The sequence below is a fragment of the Paraburkholderia sp. BR13444 genome, from assembly GCF_040948755.1.
In the GTDB taxonomy this organism is placed as follows: Bacteria; Pseudomonadota; Gammaproteobacteria; order Burkholderiales; family Burkholderiaceae; genus Paraburkholderia; species Paraburkholderia youngii.
Map to the genome: position 1 here is coordinate 80,305 of NZ_JBFPKM010000004.1, position 18,663 is coordinate 98,967.

Annotated in this window: 18 protein-coding genes; 10 read left to right on the forward strand and 8 right to left on the reverse strand. The window is 60.1% G+C overall.

Annotated elements, in window-relative coordinates; translation table 11 throughout:
- Positions 1 to 61: 61 nt before the first annotated feature.
- Positions 62 to 1,570: an MFS transporter gene (locus AB3X95_RS12920; protein WP_368621811.1), complete on the reverse strand. Its 1,509-nt coding sequence runs from the start codon at positions 1,568 to 1,570 to the stop codon at positions 62 to 64.
- Between the two features lie 305 nt (positions 1,571 to 1,875).
- On the opposite strand from AB3X95_RS12920, the gene AB3X95_RS12925 reads away from it, so the two are divergent.
- From AB3X95_RS12925 to AB3X95_RS12935, 3 genes are all read left to right on the forward strand, one after another.
- On the forward strand, positions 1,876 to 3,054 hold the full coding sequence (locus AB3X95_RS12925) for a porin (RefSeq protein ID WP_176125412.1): 1,179 nt from the start codon (positions 1,876 to 1,878) through the stop codon (positions 3,052 to 3,054).
- Positions 3,055 to 3,594: 540 nt separating this feature from the next.
- Positions 3,595 to 4,302, forward strand: a complete 708-nt coding sequence (locus AB3X95_RS12930) for a dienelactone hydrolase family protein (protein ID WP_368621529.1) — start codon at positions 3,595 to 3,597, stop codon at positions 4,300 to 4,302.
- 530 nt (positions 4,303 to 4,832) lie between these two features.
- Positions 4,833 to 5,534 (forward strand): GntR family transcriptional regulator, encoded by a 702-nt coding sequence (locus AB3X95_RS12935; protein WP_176125414.1) that lies wholly within the window; start codon positions 4,833 to 4,835, stop codon positions 5,532 to 5,534.
- Positions 5,535 to 5,640: 106 nt separating this feature from the next.
- Here AB3X95_RS12935 and AB3X95_RS12940 read toward each other — a convergent pair whose 3' ends face one another.
- The 7 genes from AB3X95_RS12940 to AB3X95_RS12970 form a co-directional block, all read right to left on the reverse strand.
- A complete protein-coding gene (locus AB3X95_RS12940; protein WP_368621530.1) occupies positions 5,641 to 6,186 on the reverse strand; it encodes a flavin reductase family protein in 546 nt (181 codons plus the stop codon).
- A gap of 99 nt (positions 6,187 to 6,285) precedes the next feature.
- Positions 6,286 to 6,957, reverse strand: a complete 672-nt coding sequence (locus AB3X95_RS12945) for a 4-carboxy-4-hydroxy-2-oxoadipate aldolase/oxaloacetate decarboxylase (RefSeq protein ID WP_368621531.1) — start codon at positions 6,955 to 6,957, stop codon at positions 6,286 to 6,288.
- Positions 6,954 to 7,631 (reverse strand): RraA family protein, encoded by a 678-nt coding sequence (locus AB3X95_RS12950; protein ID WP_176106756.1) that lies wholly within the window; start codon positions 7,629 to 7,631, stop codon positions 6,954 to 6,956. Before AB3X95_RS12950 ends, AB3X95_RS12945 begins: the two co-directional genes overlap by 4 nt.
- Positions 7,632 to 7,633: 2 nt before the next feature.
- Positions 7,634 to 8,296, reverse strand: coding sequence for an RraA family protein (locus tag AB3X95_RS12955; protein WP_176125417.1), 663 nt, complete (start codon positions 8,294 to 8,296; stop codon positions 7,634 to 7,636).
- 14 nt (positions 8,297 to 8,310) lie between these two features.
- Positions 8,311 to 9,315 (reverse strand): protocatechuate 3,4-dioxygenase, encoded by a 1,005-nt coding sequence (locus AB3X95_RS12960; RefSeq protein WP_368621532.1) that lies wholly within the window; start codon positions 9,313 to 9,315, stop codon positions 8,311 to 8,313.
- Between the two features lie 27 nt (positions 9,316 to 9,342).
- A complete protein-coding gene (locus tag AB3X95_RS12965; protein WP_176125419.1) occupies positions 9,343 to 10,356 on the reverse strand; it encodes an amidohydrolase family protein in 1,014 nt (337 codons plus the stop codon).
- 58 nt (positions 10,357 to 10,414) lie between these two features.
- Positions 10,415 to 11,374 (reverse strand): PDR/VanB family oxidoreductase, encoded by a 960-nt coding sequence (locus tag AB3X95_RS12970; RefSeq protein WP_176125476.1) that lies wholly within the window; start codon positions 11,372 to 11,374, stop codon positions 10,415 to 10,417.
- A gap of 273 nt (positions 11,375 to 11,647) precedes the next feature.
- Between AB3X95_RS12970 and AB3X95_RS12975 the strand changes: the two genes are divergently transcribed.
- From AB3X95_RS12975 to AB3X95_RS13005, 7 genes are all read left to right on the forward strand, one after another.
- Positions 11,648 to 12,790, forward strand: a complete 1,143-nt coding sequence (locus AB3X95_RS12975) for a glycosyl hydrolase (RefSeq protein WP_368621533.1) — start codon at positions 11,648 to 11,650, stop codon at positions 12,788 to 12,790.
- 81 nt (positions 12,791 to 12,871) lie between these two features.
- The gene (locus AB3X95_RS12980) at positions 12,872 to 14,056 is read left to right on the forward strand and encodes an acyl-CoA dehydrogenase family protein (protein WP_368621534.1); all 1,185 of its coding nucleotides are present in this window, start codon (positions 12,872 to 12,874) and stop codon (positions 14,054 to 14,056) included.
- A gap of 9 nt (positions 14,057 to 14,065) precedes the next feature.
- Positions 14,066 to 14,371 (forward strand): hypothetical protein, encoded by a 306-nt coding sequence (locus AB3X95_RS12985; RefSeq protein ID WP_368621535.1) that lies wholly within the window; start codon positions 14,066 to 14,068, stop codon positions 14,369 to 14,371.
- A 59-nt stretch (positions 14,372 to 14,430) separates the two neighbouring features.
- Positions 14,431 to 15,684 carry a Rieske 2Fe-2S domain-containing protein gene (locus tag AB3X95_RS12990; RefSeq protein WP_176368715.1) on the forward strand — a complete coding sequence of 418 codons (1,254 nt, stop codon included), beginning with the start codon at positions 14,431 to 14,433 and terminating at the stop codon, positions 15,682 to 15,684.
- Between the two features lie 7 nt (positions 15,685 to 15,691).
- Positions 15,692 to 16,486, forward strand: coding sequence for an amidohydrolase (locus AB3X95_RS12995; RefSeq protein ID WP_368621536.1), 795 nt, complete (start codon positions 15,692 to 15,694; stop codon positions 16,484 to 16,486).
- A gap of 26 nt (positions 16,487 to 16,512) precedes the next feature.
- Positions 16,513 to 17,616 carry a zinc-binding dehydrogenase gene (locus tag AB3X95_RS13000; RefSeq protein WP_368621537.1) on the forward strand — a complete coding sequence of 368 codons (1,104 nt, stop codon included), beginning with the start codon at positions 16,513 to 16,515 and terminating at the stop codon, positions 17,614 to 17,616.
- Between the two features lie 46 nt (positions 17,617 to 17,662).
- Positions 17,663 to 18,508, forward strand: a complete 846-nt coding sequence (locus AB3X95_RS13005; RefSeq protein WP_176125424.1) for an amidohydrolase — start codon at positions 17,663 to 17,665, stop codon at positions 18,506 to 18,508.
- Positions 18,509 to 18,663: the final 155 nt, after the last annotated feature.

The window sequence follows — 18,663 nt, forward strand, 5'->3', positions numbered from 1 at the left end:
CTTGGGATGCGATTGAGAGCCTGATGTGACGGCGTCGGGTCTCTATGTCTTATTCGCGCACTCAGTTCTTGCGAAACACCACGTGCGAAATCCGTTGCACCAGCAGCGCGGCCGCGAGCGATGCCACCGCCGTCAGCCACACGCCCATATGAATCGACTGTACGAGGGCATCGCGCGCGCTATCGATCAGCGCGAGCGTATCGAGTCCCGACGACTTCATGTCCGCGATCAGCCGCGTGCGCGACGCATCGTCGATCAAAATGCGCAGATCGACGAAACGCGGCCGCCATTGCGATGAGGCCGGCTCGCCGAGCACGCTCATCGTGCGCGTGACGACGTCGCGATAGTGATGCTGCACGACGGTCGCGACGATGCTGGTGCCGAGCATGCCGCCGACCATGCGGGTCGATTGCAGCAGTGCGGTGGTGATGCCGAAGCGCTCCCGTCCGGCGATCTCCTGGCCGAACACGTTCAGATTGTTCAGGATGAAGCCGAGGCCGATGCCGACCGCGCCCATCGGCAGCACGATGCGCAAGCGCGGCGTATCCGGATTCGCGAAAGCGAGCGCGATCGACGCGAACATCAGCAGCCCGAAACCGATGGTCAGAATGCGCGTGGGCTTCTTCATGTGAATCACGATGCGCGTGTTCAGCAGACTGCCAAGCGCGATGCACGCGGCGATCGGCGTCGCGAGCAAGCCGGCCTGCTGCGGCGACAGACCGAAGCCCCCTTGCAGCAGCAAAGGCGCGAAGAAGATCAGCGAGAACATCACGAAGCCGGACAGCATACCGAGCGTGAATAGCGTGACGAGCTGCGCGTCCTTGAACAGATCGAGCGGGATGATCGGATGCGTGGCTCGCTTTTCGCACTTGAAGAGCGCGACAGCACCGATGACGACGCACGCACCGAGCACGAGGTTGCCCACCGTGAGGCCACTCTTCGGCACTGCTTCGATGAAGGCCTGCAAGCCGCCGAGCACGCACGCGACGAGCCCAGCGCCGAGCCAGTCGATCTTGACTTCGCCCTCCTGCGGCCGTCGGAAGTTCGGCAGATGCATCCAGACGAAATAGAGTGCGGCCGCGCCGACCGGCAGATTGATGAGAAACGTCGAGCGCCAGCCGAGGTGCTCACTCATCCAGCCGCCGAGCGACGGACCCGTCGCCGTGCCGATGCCGTAGGTCGCGGCCAGCACAACCTGCCAGCGCACGCGAGTGCGCGGGTCGGGGAACAGATCGGGAATCGATGCGAACGCAGTGCCGACCATCATGCCGCCGCCGACGCCTTGCAGGCCGCGCGCGATCGCGAGAAACAGCATGCTGTTGGCGAGGCCGCACAACACCGACGCGACCGTGAACGTGATCACCGCGGCAATCACGAAGCGCTTGCGGCCGAAGTAGTCGCCGAGCCGCCCGAACACCGGCACCGTGACGACCGACGCGAGCAGGTACGCGCTCGCGATCCACGCGAAATATTCGAAGCCGTGCAGCTCGGCGACGATCGACGGCAACGCGGTGCTGACGACGGTCTGGTCCAGCGCGACCAGCATATTGACAAGGCCGATGCCGAGCATCGCGTAAAGCGCGTGGCGAAACGGCAGGGTGGGGGCGGCGGGAACTGCGGCGGAACTGGCGGCGGGGGCGGTGGAATTCACGGGTCGGGCAGAAGGCGGTTCGGGGTGGACGCTGCGCGGCGGACGGTCAGGCACCCGGCGATTGTACGCAAGTTGTCTGACGTCTTGAGGATTATACGGGTTTCCCCTGGTCGAAACCATTCGTCGCGCGAAAAAACCCGCTGCGACCTACGCTGCCGCGCGCATGCATCCATCGTTCGGGTGTGCGCCAGCGTACTGGACGGCCCGCATGGTCTCGTCCGAACGTGGTAAGTTCGCACGCGGAATATCCGATCGATGTGTTCGAGGAGGACCTCATCCTGCGTCACGCCATGGCTTGCCTGCTGAACACGGTCCGCGAAGCCTTGACGATCAGCGTCGGCGTGACAGCGGCCTGGTTAGGTGGCGCGCTGCTGCTCTACGCGCACGGCGCGGGCGCCGTCACCGACATCGATACTGGCACCGGCGCCGCTTCCGCTTCGGGAACCAACGCCGGCTTCGTCTCGCTGTATGGCGTGATCGACACGAGCGTCGAAATCACCGACCCCGGGTCGGGCTGGGTCGCGCGTATGGACTCGGGCGCATATCGCGGTTCGCGTGTCGGGCTGCATGGCGCGGAGCCGCTCGGCGGCGGCAACGCGATCGTGTTCACGCTCGAAAACGGCTTCGGCTCGACCGACGGCAGCCTGCAGGTGCCTGGCTCGATCTTCAATCGCCAGGCATGGATCGGCGCGAGCGGCGGCTGGGGCGAACTGCGCTTCGGCCGCCAGTATTCGCCAATCTATATTCCGTTCAAGGGCGATCTCGACGCGTTCGGCGCCGGAACGATCGCTTCGGGGCTCAACAACCTGTCGAAGATCACCCCATACGCGAACAATGCGGTTGCGTATCTGTCGCCGCGCATCGCCGGCTTTAGCGCGACGCTGATGATGGCGATGCGCGATCCGTCCGAGAAGGACGGCAACGGTATCGACGGCTATTACGTAACCGCGTCGTATCGGTTCGACCAGTTGCATCTGCTGTACGCGCGCCAGCAGACCCACGGTGCCGGTGCACTGCGCGCGAATCTCGGCGGCGCGAACTACGCCTTCGGCAAGCTGCGCGTGTGGCTGTCCTTTTTCAATGGCGATGGCGGCGCGCCGGTCTATCACGGCGCGGGCGGCTCGCTATCGGCGCAGTACAGCTTTTCGAACAACGCGCGTGCGTCGCTCGGCTATGCGCACGTGCGCGACTACACGACGCCTGGCGGCAGCGCCGACCAGTTCAGCGCGGCATTCGAATACAGCATGTCGCCGACGCTGCTGCTGTACTTCAGCGCCGCGTATCTCGCGAATCACGACGACTCGAGCTTCACGCTGCGCGGCGTCAACGTGACCGGGCTGCCGGTCGCCTATCCGGGTGCGCCGGTGGCGGGTGTTCAATTCGGTGTGATCGAGCGGTTCTAGCGCGGATCGCAATACGTGATTAATTGGTATCTGTCGAATGCACTTTTGATGCGACTGCCAATTGACGAAAGTGTCGCGCGAGTCGGAATTGCAAAAGCGTCGCGAATAAAAAAAAGCCGACACAGTGTGTCGGCCTAAAGATTCTGGCATCCGAGGATGATGGCCAGAACCTGAGAGACATGGACCCGCAAAGCAGCGCCAGTGCGGTATTTCGGGGCGCCGCGATGCGCATCGACCAGCGTCGTACTTTAACGTTAGCTTTCGGCACGAGACGATTGAGAGCGCGTTCCGCCGACTGCTCTTCCTTCGAATGTCGATCCAGAAAGCATGGCGTGGAGTATAGCGTCGTCAATCGACTTTGTGGAACCGCACTTCGGCGAATTGGTTAATGCGCTTTTCCTGATGTTCAACGTCGTATGGTTGGATTTACATAATGCGCAATTCAACGGGAGCACGCCCGTGCGCTGACACGGTTCCGATAGAACAGGAAACGGGGCAGTGGCGCTATGCTAGCGGTTTCGTCTACTCGAGGAGCGACCGATGACCCAACAAGCAGGTTCGATGATCACGTTCAACCGTCCGGACGGCAAGCAGCTACAGGGCTATCTCGCGAAGCCGGAAAAAACCGCCGGCGCGCCCGCAATCGTCGTGATCCAGGAATGGTGGGGCTTGAACGACCAGATTCGCGGCGTCGCCGATCGCCTCGCGAAAGCCGGCTACTTTGCGCTCGTGCCCGATCTGTATCGCGGCAAGTCGACGGTCGAAGAGGACGAGGCGCACCATCTGATGAGCGGCCTCGATTTCGGCGATGCCGCAACGCAGGATGTGCGCGGCGCGGTCCAGTATCTGCAGCAGCACGCTGCGAAGGTCGGCGTGACCGGCTATTGCATGGGTGGCGCGCTGACGTTGCTCGCGCTGTGCAACGTGCCCGAACTGGCGGCCGGCGTCGTCTGGTATGGCTTCCCGCCGCTCGACTATATCGACGCGTCGAAGATCAAGGTTCCGGTGATGGGCCACTGGGGTCAGCAGGACGAGTTCTTCGCCGCCGACACCGTCGACGCGCTCGAAAAGAAACTCACCGACGCGAAGGTCGACATCGAGTTTCATCGTTATCTGGCGCGTCACGCGTTCGCGAACGAAACGGCGGTTGGGTCGGGCCGCATTGCGAAGACGCAATACGATCCGGTCTGGGCGCAACAGGCGTGGGATCGTACGCTGACGTTCTTTGGCCGCACGCTGTGGAAATGAGTTGGTGAATGGCGGAAGCGGACGGCCGCGCTGTTTTTTTTTGCAGCGCGGCCGTTCTCTTATGCAGCCTTTTCCGAGTTTGCGAGGTGCGCTTCAAACCCTGAGTGTTCAATGGCGTGTCAATATGGCGGATGTGGACTATTTGATTTGGCGCAAACGTAGTTTTCCTTATCGGATGCGTCTCTTCAAGAATTGCATTTGAAAGCAAAGCCAACATAAAATGCTAAACGGTATTGGAATCCTCGGTTAAGTTGTAGAGCAGCACTTAACTCGGCAGACGGTGTCCGTTCATTTCGTTGTTCGGGACTCGATAGCATCATTCCCCCGGTCGGGAGCGGGCGACATCTTCGCTGACATTGTCTGACCGGTCGAGCACCGGCAAATACAGTTAAGTACCTACCTAATACCCAAGGTGAAATTCGCGAGCCCGAGGCAACACGCGGGGCGGCGAGCGTCCGGGCCAAGGGCCGGCTACGACGTGTCGTTGAGGTTGACGCTTGCGTCGGGATATTCTGGGATATAATACGAAAATGAATACGATTGCAATCCTAGGCCGAGTGACTTCCGGCGAACTTCAGGAACTGGACGGCAGTGATTTTCCGGCTCAGGTAGCGGCAGAGACACGCAAACTGATCAACCGGGGAGTGCTTGCACCCGGCTTCCAACTACGACAGTCCGATCTTGCCGAGCGCTTCGGCATTAGCCGGGTGCCCGTGCGTGAGGCGCTGAAACTGCTGGCCGCTGAAGGCATCATCGAACACGATCCGAATCGTGGGTTCTTTGTCGCCCAACTGTCGAGCGACGAGGCACGGCAACTATATCGGATGCGGCAACTGCTTGAAGCCGAATTGCTGATGACCATCGAATGGCCGACGCCCGCGCAGATGAAGCAACTCAAGGCAATGCTCGCGGATCTGGAGCATTTGCTCGGTGCGGGTAATCGCGAAGGCTGGATCGAGCAGCACCGCGCATTCCACGACATGATTTTCGATCTGTCACCGAACAAGGTGCTTAAGCGCGAAGTGCTGCGATTGATGCGATTGACCGATCGCTATCGTGCATTGGCCGCAGATATCTCAGCGAACCCTGAACACCGCAATGCGAATATCGAGGCGCGGTTGGTGAAGGCTCTGCAGAGTAAGGATAAAGACTTGCTGCTCGCGACTTACGAAAAGGGCCGATCAATTGTTTTGAGCGGCTTGATGGCGGTGCTTGCGGCCAGAGAGACCTGATCGATAGATGGGGCGCCAACGGTGCCCCTTTTTTCATCTACAGCCGGTATCGTGCAACGTGATTGTCGTTTGACGCCCACGCGAAGACGCCTGCCAAATTGCTAAATTAATCGGACCCCCAGTTCGAGATCCAAAGCATGTCGTGGAAATCGACGGCCTTATTGGTTTGAAATTCACCGTAAGAACCCTGCGAATACAGTAGCGGGGTCTTTGCGTCCGTATTAATGGCGGTTCCCAATACGTGGCCAAAAATTACGGCATGCGTGCCGATTTCGACGATACGTTCGACGCCGCAATCGAAATTCACCATCGCCGTGGCCAGCGCCGGGGCGCCTGTCCTGATGCGATTCCACGTGCCAGCCCGGAATTTCTCCTCAGGCGAGATAGGGCGAGAAAACCGTTGTGCCAATTCCTGCTCGCTGCGCGCTAGCACGTTGACGACGAAATGACCGGTCGCCTGCACGTGCGCCAACGAGGAATTCGCGCGATTGATGCAGACGAGCAGGATAGGGGGCGCAGCACTCACGGAAGTCACGGCGGTTGCTGTCATGCCAGCAAGTGGACCGTCAGCGTCAGAACCGGTGGTAATCAAACACACGTGCCCGGTGAGACTGCGCATGGCGCGCCTAAATTCAGATTCTTCGATGCTCAATTGCGCCCCCAGGTCATCATAATTTGGTGACACTAAAAGAAACACGGGTGGCGTCCCAAAGACGGCCGCCCGTGAGAGAGACTCGCACCTCTCAGCTGGTTACTGGTCCCAGCCGAAGATACTGAGCGTGCTTTCGCCTGCCTCGAGCCGTTTCAACTGCTGTGCTTCTGCGGCCTCACGTGCTTCCGACGCTGCGATAGCGGTTGCGACCTGCTCGCGCGGAATGCAGACGACACCATCTTCGTCGCCGACGATCAGGTCACCTGCATTGACGGTCACGTCGTCGACTCGGATCGGTGCGTTGATCCAGCCACGGGCGCCAAAATCTTTTCCGGTGCCACGGATACAAAGTCCTCGGGCGAAGACTGGGAACCCGATCTCGGACAGCAGTCGCTGATCACGAACGCACCCGTTAATGACGAGACCTGCAAGCCCGCGAACCTTTGAAGCCGTTGACATGATCTCGCCCCAGTACCCATGCTCATACGCTTCGCTGACCGACACGACCAGCACATCGCCCGGCTGTGCGGCGTAGATCGCCCGGTGCAACCACAGGTTGTCACCACCCGGCGAATGGACGGTCACAGCAGGGCCACACACTTTGAAACCCGGTGCCACAGGGTGAATTGCAGCCGGCAGCGCACCGATCTTTCCAGCCGCTTCATGCAGCGTGGCAGACGGCAGTTTGCCCGCCGACTTGATTAGTTCGGTATCCGGACGTTGAATGTCGAGTCGTGTCGTCTCTGCTGGGTTCAAGCGCGGGCCGGTCATGCCTTGCTCCCGGTGGTGCGCGTTTGCAATTGATGGTACTTGAACTGCTTGCGCGCTTCGTCGAGGCGCATGCCCGACGCGACTGCTGCACGAATGGCTCTTTCTGCTGCATCGATTTCTTCGGCAGCGGCGAGCACACGCTCTTCGTGTTCTTTGGGAATCGAAATAACGCCATCGGCATCACCGCGTAGCAGGTCACCCGGAGCAACACGTACGTCGCCGATGTTGACCGGCACGTTCGTGGCTTCGACTTGCACGCGATCCTTTCCAGTGCGCATCCAGTTGTCCTTGGAGAACACCGGATAACCGAGCGATAGGCAGAGATGGACGTCGCGGTTGATGCCGTCGATCACCGTGCCGGCGATGCCGCGACGGTGTGCGATTTCGGTCAGGATGTCGCCCCAAACGGTGGCATCGGTGCGACCGCCGTTGTCGAGAACAATCACGCTGCCGGGCGGCACGTCGTCGATGAAGTCGCCGACCGTGCCTGCGGGAGAAGCAGCCGGGCCGTAGAGGATCGTGAATGCACGACCAGCCATGCGGAAGGACGGGTCACGGGGCTTGATGCGGCTGCACTGGCCGTTGAGACCCAGACGATCGAGAGCGTCGCTTAGCGTTGCCGTTTCGAGTTTTGCTGCACGAGCAACGTTCTTGTCTTGTTCGATTTCGGACATGACTAATCCTTAAGCATGAATTCGTAGTTGCCGCCCATTACTTCGTGGATGGGGGTGCCTGCCAGTACAGCCTTCGCCATCAGGGCTTCACGGGCCACGATCGACTCGGCGGTTTCGATCACGCGTGCAACGTTGGCCGCGCTGATGAAGATCACGGCGCTGCTGTCGGCGATCACATAATCACCGGCTTCAACGGCGGTACCGAAGACCTCGACCGGAACGTTGACGCCCTTCTCGACGATGCGACCGCGGGCAGTGCGGGCGGTGAACGCGTTTGCGAACACCGGCAGATCCATCTCGCGGGATTCGTCGATATCACGGACCGGGCCGTCGGCGATCACGCCAGCGATGCCGCGAACCTTGGCGCCCAACGAGAGGATGCCGCCCCACGAACCGGCTTCGACGCCCGTGCGCTGCTCGACAACGATCACGTCGTCGGCGCCGCCGAGTTCGATCGCGGTGGTGCCGAGGTGACGCGGCGGGCCCGGAGGCGGATCGCCAACGCCGAGTTTCATCGTGATCACGCGACCTGCGATCCGCCTCGTGCCCGAAGCCTGCTGAACACCGCTGACGACACCGGTCAGACCGAGTTTGTCCAGCGCATCCGAGACGGCACAGCAGTCCAATCGCCGAAGGCGGTGGACGTATTCGTCTTTGCTTTTCATATCTTTGCTAATCCTTATTGCTGGTCCGGCGATTTCCAATAGACGAAACCCATCGCGTTGCCGGTGCCGGCTTCGCTGCGATAGCACGGCACGTAATCGACCACCGTCATGTCGAAGCCGATTTCGTCCATCACGCCAGCGACCGGAATCCAGTTCTTGATTTCCGACGTGCCTGCCTGGAAGATCGCTTCATCAAGTTCGGAGACCGGCGAGAAATCATGGTTCTTCATCGCGCTCAGGACCAACTGGTCGACGCGCTCGTCGATCACGAAGTGCGTCAGACCGCCCGAGGCGATGACGGCAACGCGTGCATCCGTGTCCCACGACTGGATAGCGCGACCGATCGAGCGACCGAACGCGTGGCAGCGGGCAACGGTCGGTTGATTCGGCGGGTAGAACGTGTTGACGAGCACCGGCACGGTCGGGATCACCTGATCCTTCATCAACTGACGGAACACGAACCCGAACGCGTGCGGCGTTTCGGTTTCCGACAGGCGCTGAAGGGCTGCGACGTCGAACTGATCGTTCATCGCGGTCTTGATGATGTGCTTCGCGAGTTCGGGAACGCCGGAGTAACTCGCGGTATCCGGCATATAGCCCGGCATCGCGTGACGCACACCCGGGGGCATCGTCTGAAGTTTCTCGTGGCTGATCATGTTGTTCACGATCGTCGGGCCACACATCACGCTGAGCGCAGGGATGCAGTCGGTATCGAAGATTTCCATCTGATCGTTGCCGACGATCACAACGACGTCCGGCTTCGCTTCAGCGAGAACCCGCGCCATCTCCTCGATAGCCGCGAGACACTGGGCGTGCCTGGCTTTCCATACGTCGAGCGTGATCTGGTTCCCGAGGTTCTCGGCACGCCGATAATCGACGAGTTCATCGAAGGACCACTCACGGCCCTCGAAGTGATGCTTACTCAGTCGGTCATCGGGTACACGAGCGCCCCAGGTTTCAGGCGGCGTCACGAGCATGGGACCGTGCGATGTCCCCATTCCCAGTACGATTTTTGCCATGGTTTCGAGTCCTGTGGGCGCCGGGAATTATTCGTAATCCGCGAGGTCGAGTTTGAAGAAGTCGCGGGCATTGCCGAAGAAGATCTTGTCCTTCTCCTCCTGCGACAGCCAGTCGAAGCCCTGGATGTACGGCTTGATGTCGTCGAACGTGCGGCCCGTATCCGGATTGATCGCCGAGCCGACGCCCGGGCACTCGGCGCCGAACAGGCAGCGATCGGCTCCCACGGTCTTGATCAGCAGGCGCAGCGACTCTTCCGAGTAGAGCACGGTGTCGTAATACAGGTTGCGCATACCTTCGAGGAAGTTGCGGCCGGCGCGTGCGCCACCCGACTGGAAGCGACCGATCTGATATGGGATCGAGCCGCCGCCGTGCGAGATCATGATCTTCAGCTTCGGGAAGTCCTTGAAAACGTTCGAGTTGACGAGGTTGAACACCGCGATCGTTTCTTCATTGATGAAGTGAACGGTGTAGGGCGAGCGAGCCGAATGTGAACCCGTAGCGTGGATGTGCGCCGGAATGTCGAGTTCGCACAGCTTTTCGTACAGCGGATACCAGTAGCGCTCACCCAGCCCCGGGGCTTCGCTGCCGCTGTTTTCGAACGGATCGGGGTTGAGCAGCACGCCCTTGAAGCCGAGTTCCTTCACGCCGCGTTCGAGTTCCGGCAGCACGGTTTCGATCGGGTCACCCGCAACTTGCGGCAGGCCACCGACACCGATAAAGCGCTTCGGCAGCAGCTTGACCGTGCGCGAGATGATGTTGTTCGTTTCTTCGGTGAACCAGTGTACGAGTTTGCCCGGCTTCTGGCTGTGCATCATCTGGAACGGCCGCGGCGACAGCAGCTGGACGTTCGTGCCCACGCGATCGAGCATGTCGAGATGGCCGACCGGCGCCATTTCCTTCTTGTTGGCGTAGTGCAGGATCTCTTCGTCCGTCACTTCCGGCATCCTGCGACCATGCTCGCCGCGATGCGAGAGGATGTGTGCCTTGTAGACCCAGAGTTCGGCGGGCGCGCTGACGTGACCGTGGCAATCGATAATCACTTACTTGTCTCCTTGACTTAACGTGAGATGTGGGCGACGTCGTCGCCCGGTGTTCTACTTACAGATCGAGGACGAGACGGTCGCCCTTACAGCCAGAACAGCAAATGATCATCGTGTTGTTCGCAGCCTTTTCGGGCTCCGACAGAATGGCATCGCGGTGATCCGGCTGCCCTTCGAGCACGCGGACTTCACACGCGCCGCACACGCCTTCTTCACAGGAATAGGAAATGGGGATTCCCGCGTCGCGCACGACGTTGAGAATCGTCTTGCCCTGCGGGACCGTCAGGGTTTTTCCGCTCTTGCGCAATTCGATGACGAAGTTTCCATCGAGCGCGGCTTCCTGCTTCGCGGAGAAGTATTCGACGTGAACCTGTTCCTGAGGCAGCGATGCACACGCGGCTTCGAACGCCTCGAGCATCGGGCCGGGGCCGCAGCAGTAGAAGTGAGCGGTAGACGGTTCGTTCTTGACGACGTCCGCGATGTTGAGGAATGTGCCGGCCTCGGCATCGACGTGAACCAGCGCGCCTTCGAAGCTTTTCAATTCCTCGGCAAACGCGACGTCGACGCGTTCACGGCACGAGTAATAGATACGCGGCGATTGGCCGAGCTCTTTCAGACGACGCGCCATACACAGAATGGGTGTAATCCCGATGCCGCCGGCGACCAGGACGGTGTGCGCGGCATCTTCATTGAGCGGGAAATTGTTACGAGGTGCTTCGATCTGGATGAGATCGCCGACACGCATCGTTTCATGCATATAGCGCGAACCGCCGCGCGACTGCGGATCGAGTTTGACGCCGACCACGTACGAACGCTGTGTCAGGCTGTTGCTGTATTCCAATAGCGAGTACTGACGGGTCAGGCCGTTCGGCAAAACGACTCCGACGTGAGCGCCCGGTTCCGCCCCGGGCAGCAGGTTGCCCTCGGGGTCTTCGAACGTGAAGGCCAGCGTGTTTCGGGCCAGATAGTTGATCGCCGTTAAACGCAGGGTCATCACTTCATTCAGTTGTTCACTCATGTCACCTCCAAATTCGTAGAACGCGGGGAACCGCGCAAACGGCGCGCAAGAATCACACATCACGCTTCCTTGTTTAAAAACCTCTGACGTCAGAATCACGGGGCACCGAAAGTTCCGTGGGCCGTTTGACGCGTAATTCTTTTTTGCATATTATTTGGCCTGACCAGAAAAAAGTCAAAGCCTCTTCGGCGCAGAGTCTGGCGGAAGCTGTAGCGACTACGTTTCTGAGGAAAACAGGCGACATCACACGGGGTATTCCCCTAGGGAGGAGAAATGATCGCAGTTCTGACCACCAACGGTGGAACCGTCACGTACGGTGAGGGTGCGGCAACCACGCTGTTGGTCGCCACTATTCGCGGCATGCTCGTGTTCGAGCGTGCCGACGCCAGTGCGCCGTGGAAGCTCACGCGCAAGGCGCTGGAAGATCGCCACGTGAGCGCGCTGCTCTACGTGCCGAAAGCGGGTCTGTTGTTCGCGGGCGCACACGGCCAAGGCAGTCTGTCGGTCAGCAAGGACCTCGGGCTGACGTGGGAACCGGCCAACAACGGGCTGAACAGCACGCATATCTACACGATGGCGCAACAGGAGCGCGATGGCCGTACCGTTCTGTTCCTGGGTACGGAGCCGTCCGCGCTTTATCGCAGCGACGACCTGGGTGCCACATGGGTCGAAATCCCCGAGATGATGACGGTGCCGGACCAGGACAAATGGACGTTCCCGCCGCCCCCGCACATCGCGCACGTGAAGAACATCGCGTTCCATCCGGCCGAACCGGAGACGCTTTATATCTGTATCGAACAGGGCGCGCTGCTCAAGACGGTCGATGACGGCAAGACATGGACCGAGCCGCGTAGCTACGAATCGGAAAACGACAAGTTCTACCACGACAACCACCGCGTGCTGATTCGTCCGTCCAATCCCCGGCAGATGTTCATGTGCGGCGGCGAAGGCCTGCACTACAGCGCAGACGCAGGCGAGACGTGGGTGCACCTGATGACGCGTCAAGACCTGATCGGCTATCCCGACGCGATGTTCATCGATCCCCGCAACGAAAACGTGCTTTATCTCGGTGGCCCGGGCAACGCGCCGCGTGACTGGGGTGCACGGAAGTCGGCGGATGCCACGGTTCTCAAGAGCACCGATGGTGGCGTCACCTGGGACCATATGCGTAATGGTTTGCCCACGGAAATCATCGGCAACATCGAGGGCATGGGCCTCTATCACTGGGACGACAGGATCATGCTCATCGCCGGTACCGCGACGGGCGAGATTTACGCGACCGAGAACGACGGCGAAAGCTGGTACGCGATCTCGGAAGACGTGCCGCCGATCTCGAAGGGTGGTCATTACCGCTGGTTCCTCGATGCCAAGGAACGCATGAACGTCGAAGGTCGTTACGGCCGCAACGAACACTGACCCGGCCACATCGGCTAAACAAAAACTATTCTGCGCGCCGGTTCCTCGAGCGCGGCGCAGCAAGCCTAACAGGAGAACGCCTTGAGTCGTATTGCTAGTCACGAGGACGCCCTCGCTATCGCTCGCGGTTTGCACGACGTGATTCGTTCACGTGTCAAACAGACCGAAAGCGATCGCGTGGTGCCGAAAGAAACCATCGACGCACTACGTGAGTCGGGTCTTTTCAACATCATCACGCCGAAGTCGTTTGGCGGTTCCGAGTTGGGCTTCACGACGCTCGTCGAAGTCACGGCAGAAATCGCGTCGGCTTGCGGTTCGACCGGCTGGGTGTTCGGCGTGCTCGCCGGTCACAGCTGGATGCTGAACCTGTTCCCGTTGAAAGCACAGCAAGACGTGCTGGGCAAAGGCCACGCTCTGACGGCCACGGTGTTCCGCCTCGGCGGCACGATTACCGAAGTCGACGGTGGCTACAAACTCGTGAACGGTGAAGGGCGTTTCTGCTCCGGTATCGATCACGTGGAGTGGGTCATCGTCGGCAATGCGGTGCAGCGCGAAGACGGCCCGCCCGAACCGCGTTTCTTCGTGATCCCGCGCTCGGACATCCAGATCGTCGATGACTGGCACACCGCAGGCTTGCGTGGCACCGGCAGCCGCACGATCAAGGTCGCCGAAGCGTTCATCCCGGCACACCGTTCGGTGTCCGTCAAGGAAATGATGACGGGCAATGTCGAAGGCGCCGATGCCATGCGCGCTCCGATCTATCGCATGCCGTTCCATAACGTCACGCCGTTCTCGCTGATCGGTGCGCCCCTGGGCATGGCACGCGCGGCAATCAAATCATTCACCGAAGGCCTGGCGCCACGTCTGAAGGCAATGCCGGCTGACCAAATGGCAGAGCAGTCCGCAACGATCGAACGTCTCGCACACGCGACGGCGGATCTCGACGCGGCCTATGCGTTGATTCTCGAAGACACACGTCGCATTGACGCAGCAGAAAGCGCAAAGTCGTTGACGCCGCTCGAATGGTCGCGCATTTCCCGCGATTGGGCATATTCGGCGCAAACGGCTCGTCGTGCGGCCAACAGTTTGTTCGAAGCCGCGGGTGGCACCAGCATCTATAACGCGTCGGACCTCCAACGAATCTGGCGCGACGTCAATTCGGCCGCGCAGCACTTCGCATTCACGTGGGACAGCGCACTGACGAGTTATGGACGTCAGGCACTCGATCTGCCGCCTTCGAACTTCGGCCCTGGTCCTAAGAAATAGGAGTTACCAATGAACGTGGATGATCTTCATTCAATCGAGGATTACTCGCCGGAAACGCTGCGTCAGATTATCGAACGGGTGGAGAACTCGCGCACGTTCGAACAGATGATTTATCGCGAGTCCGAACTGGACGAAGTCTGGCGACTGCTCGACAACGATATCGCCGCGGAAGCACGGAATGCCGCGAACTCGGCCGAAGGGCAGAACCTCGTGGCGCTGCGCAATCTGGTCATCGAAGCGCACGACCTGGTCGGCAACGAAAGTAACACAGTAGACGCTCGCGAGCGACTGCTTAAAGCGGTCGCACTCGTTTAAGGCCGACGGGGGATTTCGGTCTCCCACGCAAATTCACATATAAGAGATTAGGAGCAAACATGCTTTCCCGTGAAGACAACGACGTTCTGACTCAAGTAGGAAAAGGCACCCCGAACGGCGACATGATTCGTCAATTCTGGATTCCGGCGCTGCTCGCATCGGAAATTCAGGAGCCGGGTGGTGCGCCCAAGCGCGTGCGTCTGCTGGGCGAAGATCTCGTGGCGTTCCGCGACAGCGACGGCAAGGTCGGCCTGCTCGAAGAACAGTGCCCGCACCGTCGTGCATCGCTCGCGCTGGGCGATAACTCTGAAGGCGGTCTGCGTTGTCTGTACCACGGCTGGAAGTTCGCGGTAGATGGCCAGTGCATGGACACCCCGACCGAGCCGGAAGATTCGAAGCTGTGCTCGCGTATCAAGGCGATCGCGTACCCGGTGCGTGAAGTCGCTGGCGTGATCTGGACGTACATGGGCGACCCGGCGAAGGTTCCGCAGTTCCCCGACTTCGATTTCCTGTCGTACCCGGCAGAAAAGGTCGCAGCGTTCAAGGTTCTCGAAGACTGCAACTACGCTCAGGCCGTCGAAGGCACGATCGACTCGGCACACGCGGGTGTCCTTCACCGCGAGCAGCCGTGGTCGGCACCGGCGAAGTACGAGCACGAGCGCGATCTGCGTCCGAAGATCGAAGTCGAATACACGCTGTACGGTTTGCGCTACGCTGGCGTCCGCAATTTCCGGGAAGAAGGCAAGCTGCACGCCCGCGTCACGGAAGTGATTCTGCCGTTCTTCACGCTGATCCCTCCCGATGGCTTCGGCGTCCGTAAGAACCGCCGCATGGCCAACGCTTTCGTTCCGCGCGATGACGAATCGACGTGGCACATCCAGTGGTTCTTCGACGAAACCCAGCCGGTCGATATCGAATATCGCATCCAGGAAGGCGGTCACTGGGTCGACGAAAACTTCCGCAAGGAACTCAACATCGACAACTGGTACAAGCAGGACCGCGAAGCGATGAAGACCTCGTCGATGTCGGGCATCAAGGGCATCCTGACGCAAGACCACGCAGTCAGCGAAACGCAGGGCCGCATCCTCGACCGCACGAAGGAACACCTCGGCACGTCGGACGTCGCGGTCGTCGCATGGCGTCGCCAGATGATTCGTTCGGCACGCGCGTATGCACAAAGCGGTGAACTGCCGAGCGTGCTGACGAACACGATTCCGTGGAATCAGATTCACGCTTCGACAGTGATCTTCCCGAACGACCGCACGTGGAAGGAAGAAGTGCCCCTCAACCCGGACGTCGCTCTGAAGGCCTGAGGTTCGCATGATCGTCGATAGCCACGCTCACGTATCGCCTCATTGGTATGAGCCCGTCGAGACGCTGCTCGATCAGATGAATGAATACGGTGTTGGTCATGCCGTGCTCACGCAGATGATTGGACAGACGGATAACCGGTATCAGCAGGAATGCGTTAAACGATTTCCCGGCCGTCTGTCGAGCGTGGCCTGGGTCGATGTCGGGGACCCGGACGTCGCGAAAACGATCGAATCGCTGGCCCGTGCTGGTGCCAGCGGTATTCGATTGAGACCATCGGCATGTCTTGTCGACGGTCGCCTTCCCGAGGCTTGGCGCGGTATCCAGGCCTCGGGATTGCCAGTGAGCTGCGTTGGATCTGCTGAAGCATTCAACGCGCCGGGCTTCATTGAATTGATCACCAAATTGCCGGGTACGACGATTGTCCTCGAGCATCTTGGCGGTACCAGCACGCCGGCTTCAACGGATGAAGCGCTGGCGCAGCGCCGCCAGGTGTTCAAACTCGCGGCGTTCCCCAACGTGATGCTGAAAGTACCGGGCCTCGGCGAACTATTGCCTCGCGATCTGAAAACATGGCAGCAGGGCCGGCCGTTTGGTGATGCCCATCCTACGCTCCTACACGAAGCAGTTAGCGCGTTTGGCGCTGATCGTTTGATGTGGGGCTCTGACTTCCCCGTCGTGAGTTCACGCGAGGGATATGGTCTGGCGTTGAAACTCACGCGCCAGGCACTCGCGGGACTGACGAATGACGATCTCGACGCGATCTTTGGCGGCACCGCCCTGCGCGTATTTTCGAAAGCCTGAGATTGAAATACTAGTAGGAGACAGACATGACGAAGAAGGTATTGGCCGCGGTTAAGACGGATGTCGAGACCACCGCATTGCGTGAATTCGATTATCCGCAAGTGCGCCCCGAGACCGGCATTCTGCGCATCGAAGCCAGCGGCGTCGGTGGCAGCGATCCCGAGTTGTATCGCAAGGCCGGTCACGTTCCGGTGATCATGGGCCACGAGAACGTCGGCACGATCGAAGAAGTTGGCGACATCGCGGCTAAGCGGTGGGGCGTCAAGCCCGGCGACCGCGTTGCTCTCCATGAATACCTGCCGTGCTGGAATTGCGAGTGGTGTATGAAGGGCGATTTCCGTCTGTGCATGGAGGTCGATTTCTTCAACGTGAAGGATCGTCTGAATACCGATCGATTCGGCATGTCCACCGCCAACAAGCCGCCGCATCTGTGGGGCGGTTACGCGCAGTACATGCACATGCCGCTCAACACGGTGATGCACAAGATTCCCCACGACATGCCGGCCACGCATGCGACGCTGGCCGTGCCGTTCGGCAACGGCGTGCAGTGGGCGTGTCTTGACGGTGGCGCAGGCCCCGGCAAGGTCGTGCTCGTCTTCGGTCCTGGCCAGCAGGGTTTGGGCTGCGTGCTGGCGGCAAAGGCCGCTGGCTCGTACACGGTGATTCTCGCGGGTATGACGCGTGACCAGACTCGTCTCGATCTGTCGCTGCGCCTTGGCGCCGACTACGCGATCAATGTCGAGACGCAAGACCTTGAAGCCGAAGTGATGCGTATCACGAAGGGCCGTGGCGTGGACGTCGTTGTCGATACCACGGGCGATCCCAAAGGCGAAATCGTCAAGCAGGCGATCGCGCTGGCAGCGAAGGGCGCCTACCTGAGCCTGAACGGCCTGGAACAGCACGTGCCGATCGGCGAGATCAAGAAGCGCTATCTGACGGTGCGTGCACCGCGTGGCCGTAGCTATGCGGCTGTGGAACTGGCACTGCGCTATATCGGTTCGGGCCGCTATCCGATCGACGAGGTGTGCTCGCACACCTTCGGACTCGCACAGACACACGAAGCGATCCTGGCGACGGCCGGGCGTGGCGTCGAAGGCGCTATCCACGTCTGTGTCGATCCGTGGAAATAACGCACTACCGTTTGTTGATATCGAATTTTACAGAGAAGGTAACGTCATGATCGACAGTCACGCCCACCTGATTTCCACGAACGTGGAGAAGTATCCGCCGTCGCCTTTGAGCGGCACGCTCGAAGCCAACGCATTCGACAACCCGGTGACGGCCGAACGCCTGATCGACCTGCTCGATGCAAATGGTGTCGAGAAGGCGCTCGCGGTCCAGCGCGCTCACCTCTACGGCTTCCACAACGACTATGTGGTGGACTCCGCAGAGCAATATCCCGATCGTCTGCGGTCGCTGTGCATGATCGATGCACTGGCCGACAACGTGGAAGAAACCGTGCGCTACTGGGTTGGCCAGCGTGGCTCGGTCGGCATTCGTCTGACGGAGCCGAACAAGGGCGCGGACTCGAGCTGGTTCGCGTCGAAAGAAGCCATGCGTGCATGGTCGGCTGTGTCGGATCTCGGCGGCTCGGTGCGCCTGCACTTCTATCGCTGGAATCGCGCCGCCGCGCTCGAAGCGCTTCGAGATGTCGTCAAGCAATTCCCGAACACGCCAGTCATTCTCGATCACTTTTCGAACATCGTCGGCGAATCGGGTGCACCGGACTACGGCGTGGACGAAGCGCTGCTCAAGTTCGTCGACTCGCCGAACGTCTACCTGCTGTACTCGATGATCAACCTCGGCAAGCTGAAGGCACTCGAGCTGCCGGCAGCGCCCGTCGTCGAGCGTGTCGTCCGGTCGTTCGGAGCCGACCGCGTGATGTGGGGTTCGGACATCGCGCAGTCGAAGGGTGAGTACAAGGACATGGTTCAGTTGGCAAAGGATTCAGTGTCGTCGCTCTCTGAAGCAGATCAGCGGAAGGTCCTGCACACGACCGCTGAACGCGTGTACTTCAGCTGATATTCGCCCACGTGGATACGGCGTTCCAGCAAGAAAAAGCGGGACGCCGATTCTCGCATTTAAGGGTATCCCCGAGTCTTGTCGAGCGGTGCTACAAGATAAGATAAAGAATACCCAATTGAATACTTTCGGCAATCGAGCTCGGTAAATCCGAT

Coding starts and splice junctions, on each gene's coding strand:
- AB3X95_RS12920 (WP_368621811.1), bottom strand. CDS start 1,570: ATGCTCGGCATCGGCCTTGTCAATATGCTGGTCGCGCTGGACCAGACC.
- AB3X95_RS12930 (WP_368621529.1), top strand. CDS start 3,595: ATGACCCAACAAGCAGGTTCGATGATCACGTTCAACCGTCCGGACGGC.
- AB3X95_RS12935 (WP_176125414.1), top strand. CDS start 4,833: ATGAATACGATTGCAATCCTAGGCCGAGTGACTTCCGGCGAACTTCAG.
- AB3X95_RS12945 (WP_368621531.1), bottom strand. CDS start 6,957: ATGACCGGCCCGCGCTTGAACCCAGCAGAGACGACACGACTCGACATT.
- AB3X95_RS12950 (WP_176106756.1), bottom strand. CDS start 7,631: ATGTCCGAAATCGAACAAGACAAGAACGTTGCTCGTGCAGCAAAACTC.
- AB3X95_RS12955 (WP_176125417.1), bottom strand. CDS start 8,296: ATGAAAAGCAAAGACGAATACGTCCACCGCCTTCGGCGATTGGACTGC.
- AB3X95_RS12960 (WP_368621532.1), bottom strand. CDS start 9,315: ATGGCAAAAATCGTACTGGGAATGGGGACATCGCACGGTCCCATGCTC.
- AB3X95_RS12970 (WP_176125476.1), bottom strand. CDS start 11,374: ATGAGTGAACAACTGAATGAAGTGATGACCCTGCGTTTAACGGCGATC.
- AB3X95_RS12975 (WP_368621533.1), top strand. CDS start 11,648: ATGATCGCAGTTCTGACCACCAACGGTGGAACCGTCACGTACGGTGAG.
- AB3X95_RS12985 (WP_368621535.1), top strand. CDS start 14,066: ATGAACGTGGATGATCTTCATTCAATCGAGGATTACTCGCCGGAAACG.
- AB3X95_RS12990 (WP_176368715.1), top strand. CDS start 14,431: ATGCTTTCCCGTGAAGACAACGACGTTCTGACTCAAGTAGGAAAAGGC.
- AB3X95_RS12995 (WP_368621536.1), top strand. CDS start 15,692: ATGATCGTCGATAGCCACGCTCACGTATCGCCTCATTGGTATGAGCCC.
- AB3X95_RS13000 (WP_368621537.1), top strand. CDS start 16,513: ATGACGAAGAAGGTATTGGCCGCGGTTAAGACGGATGTCGAGACCACC.
- AB3X95_RS13005 (WP_176125424.1), top strand. CDS start 17,663: ATGATCGACAGTCACGCCCACCTGATTTCCACGAACGTGGAGAAGTAT.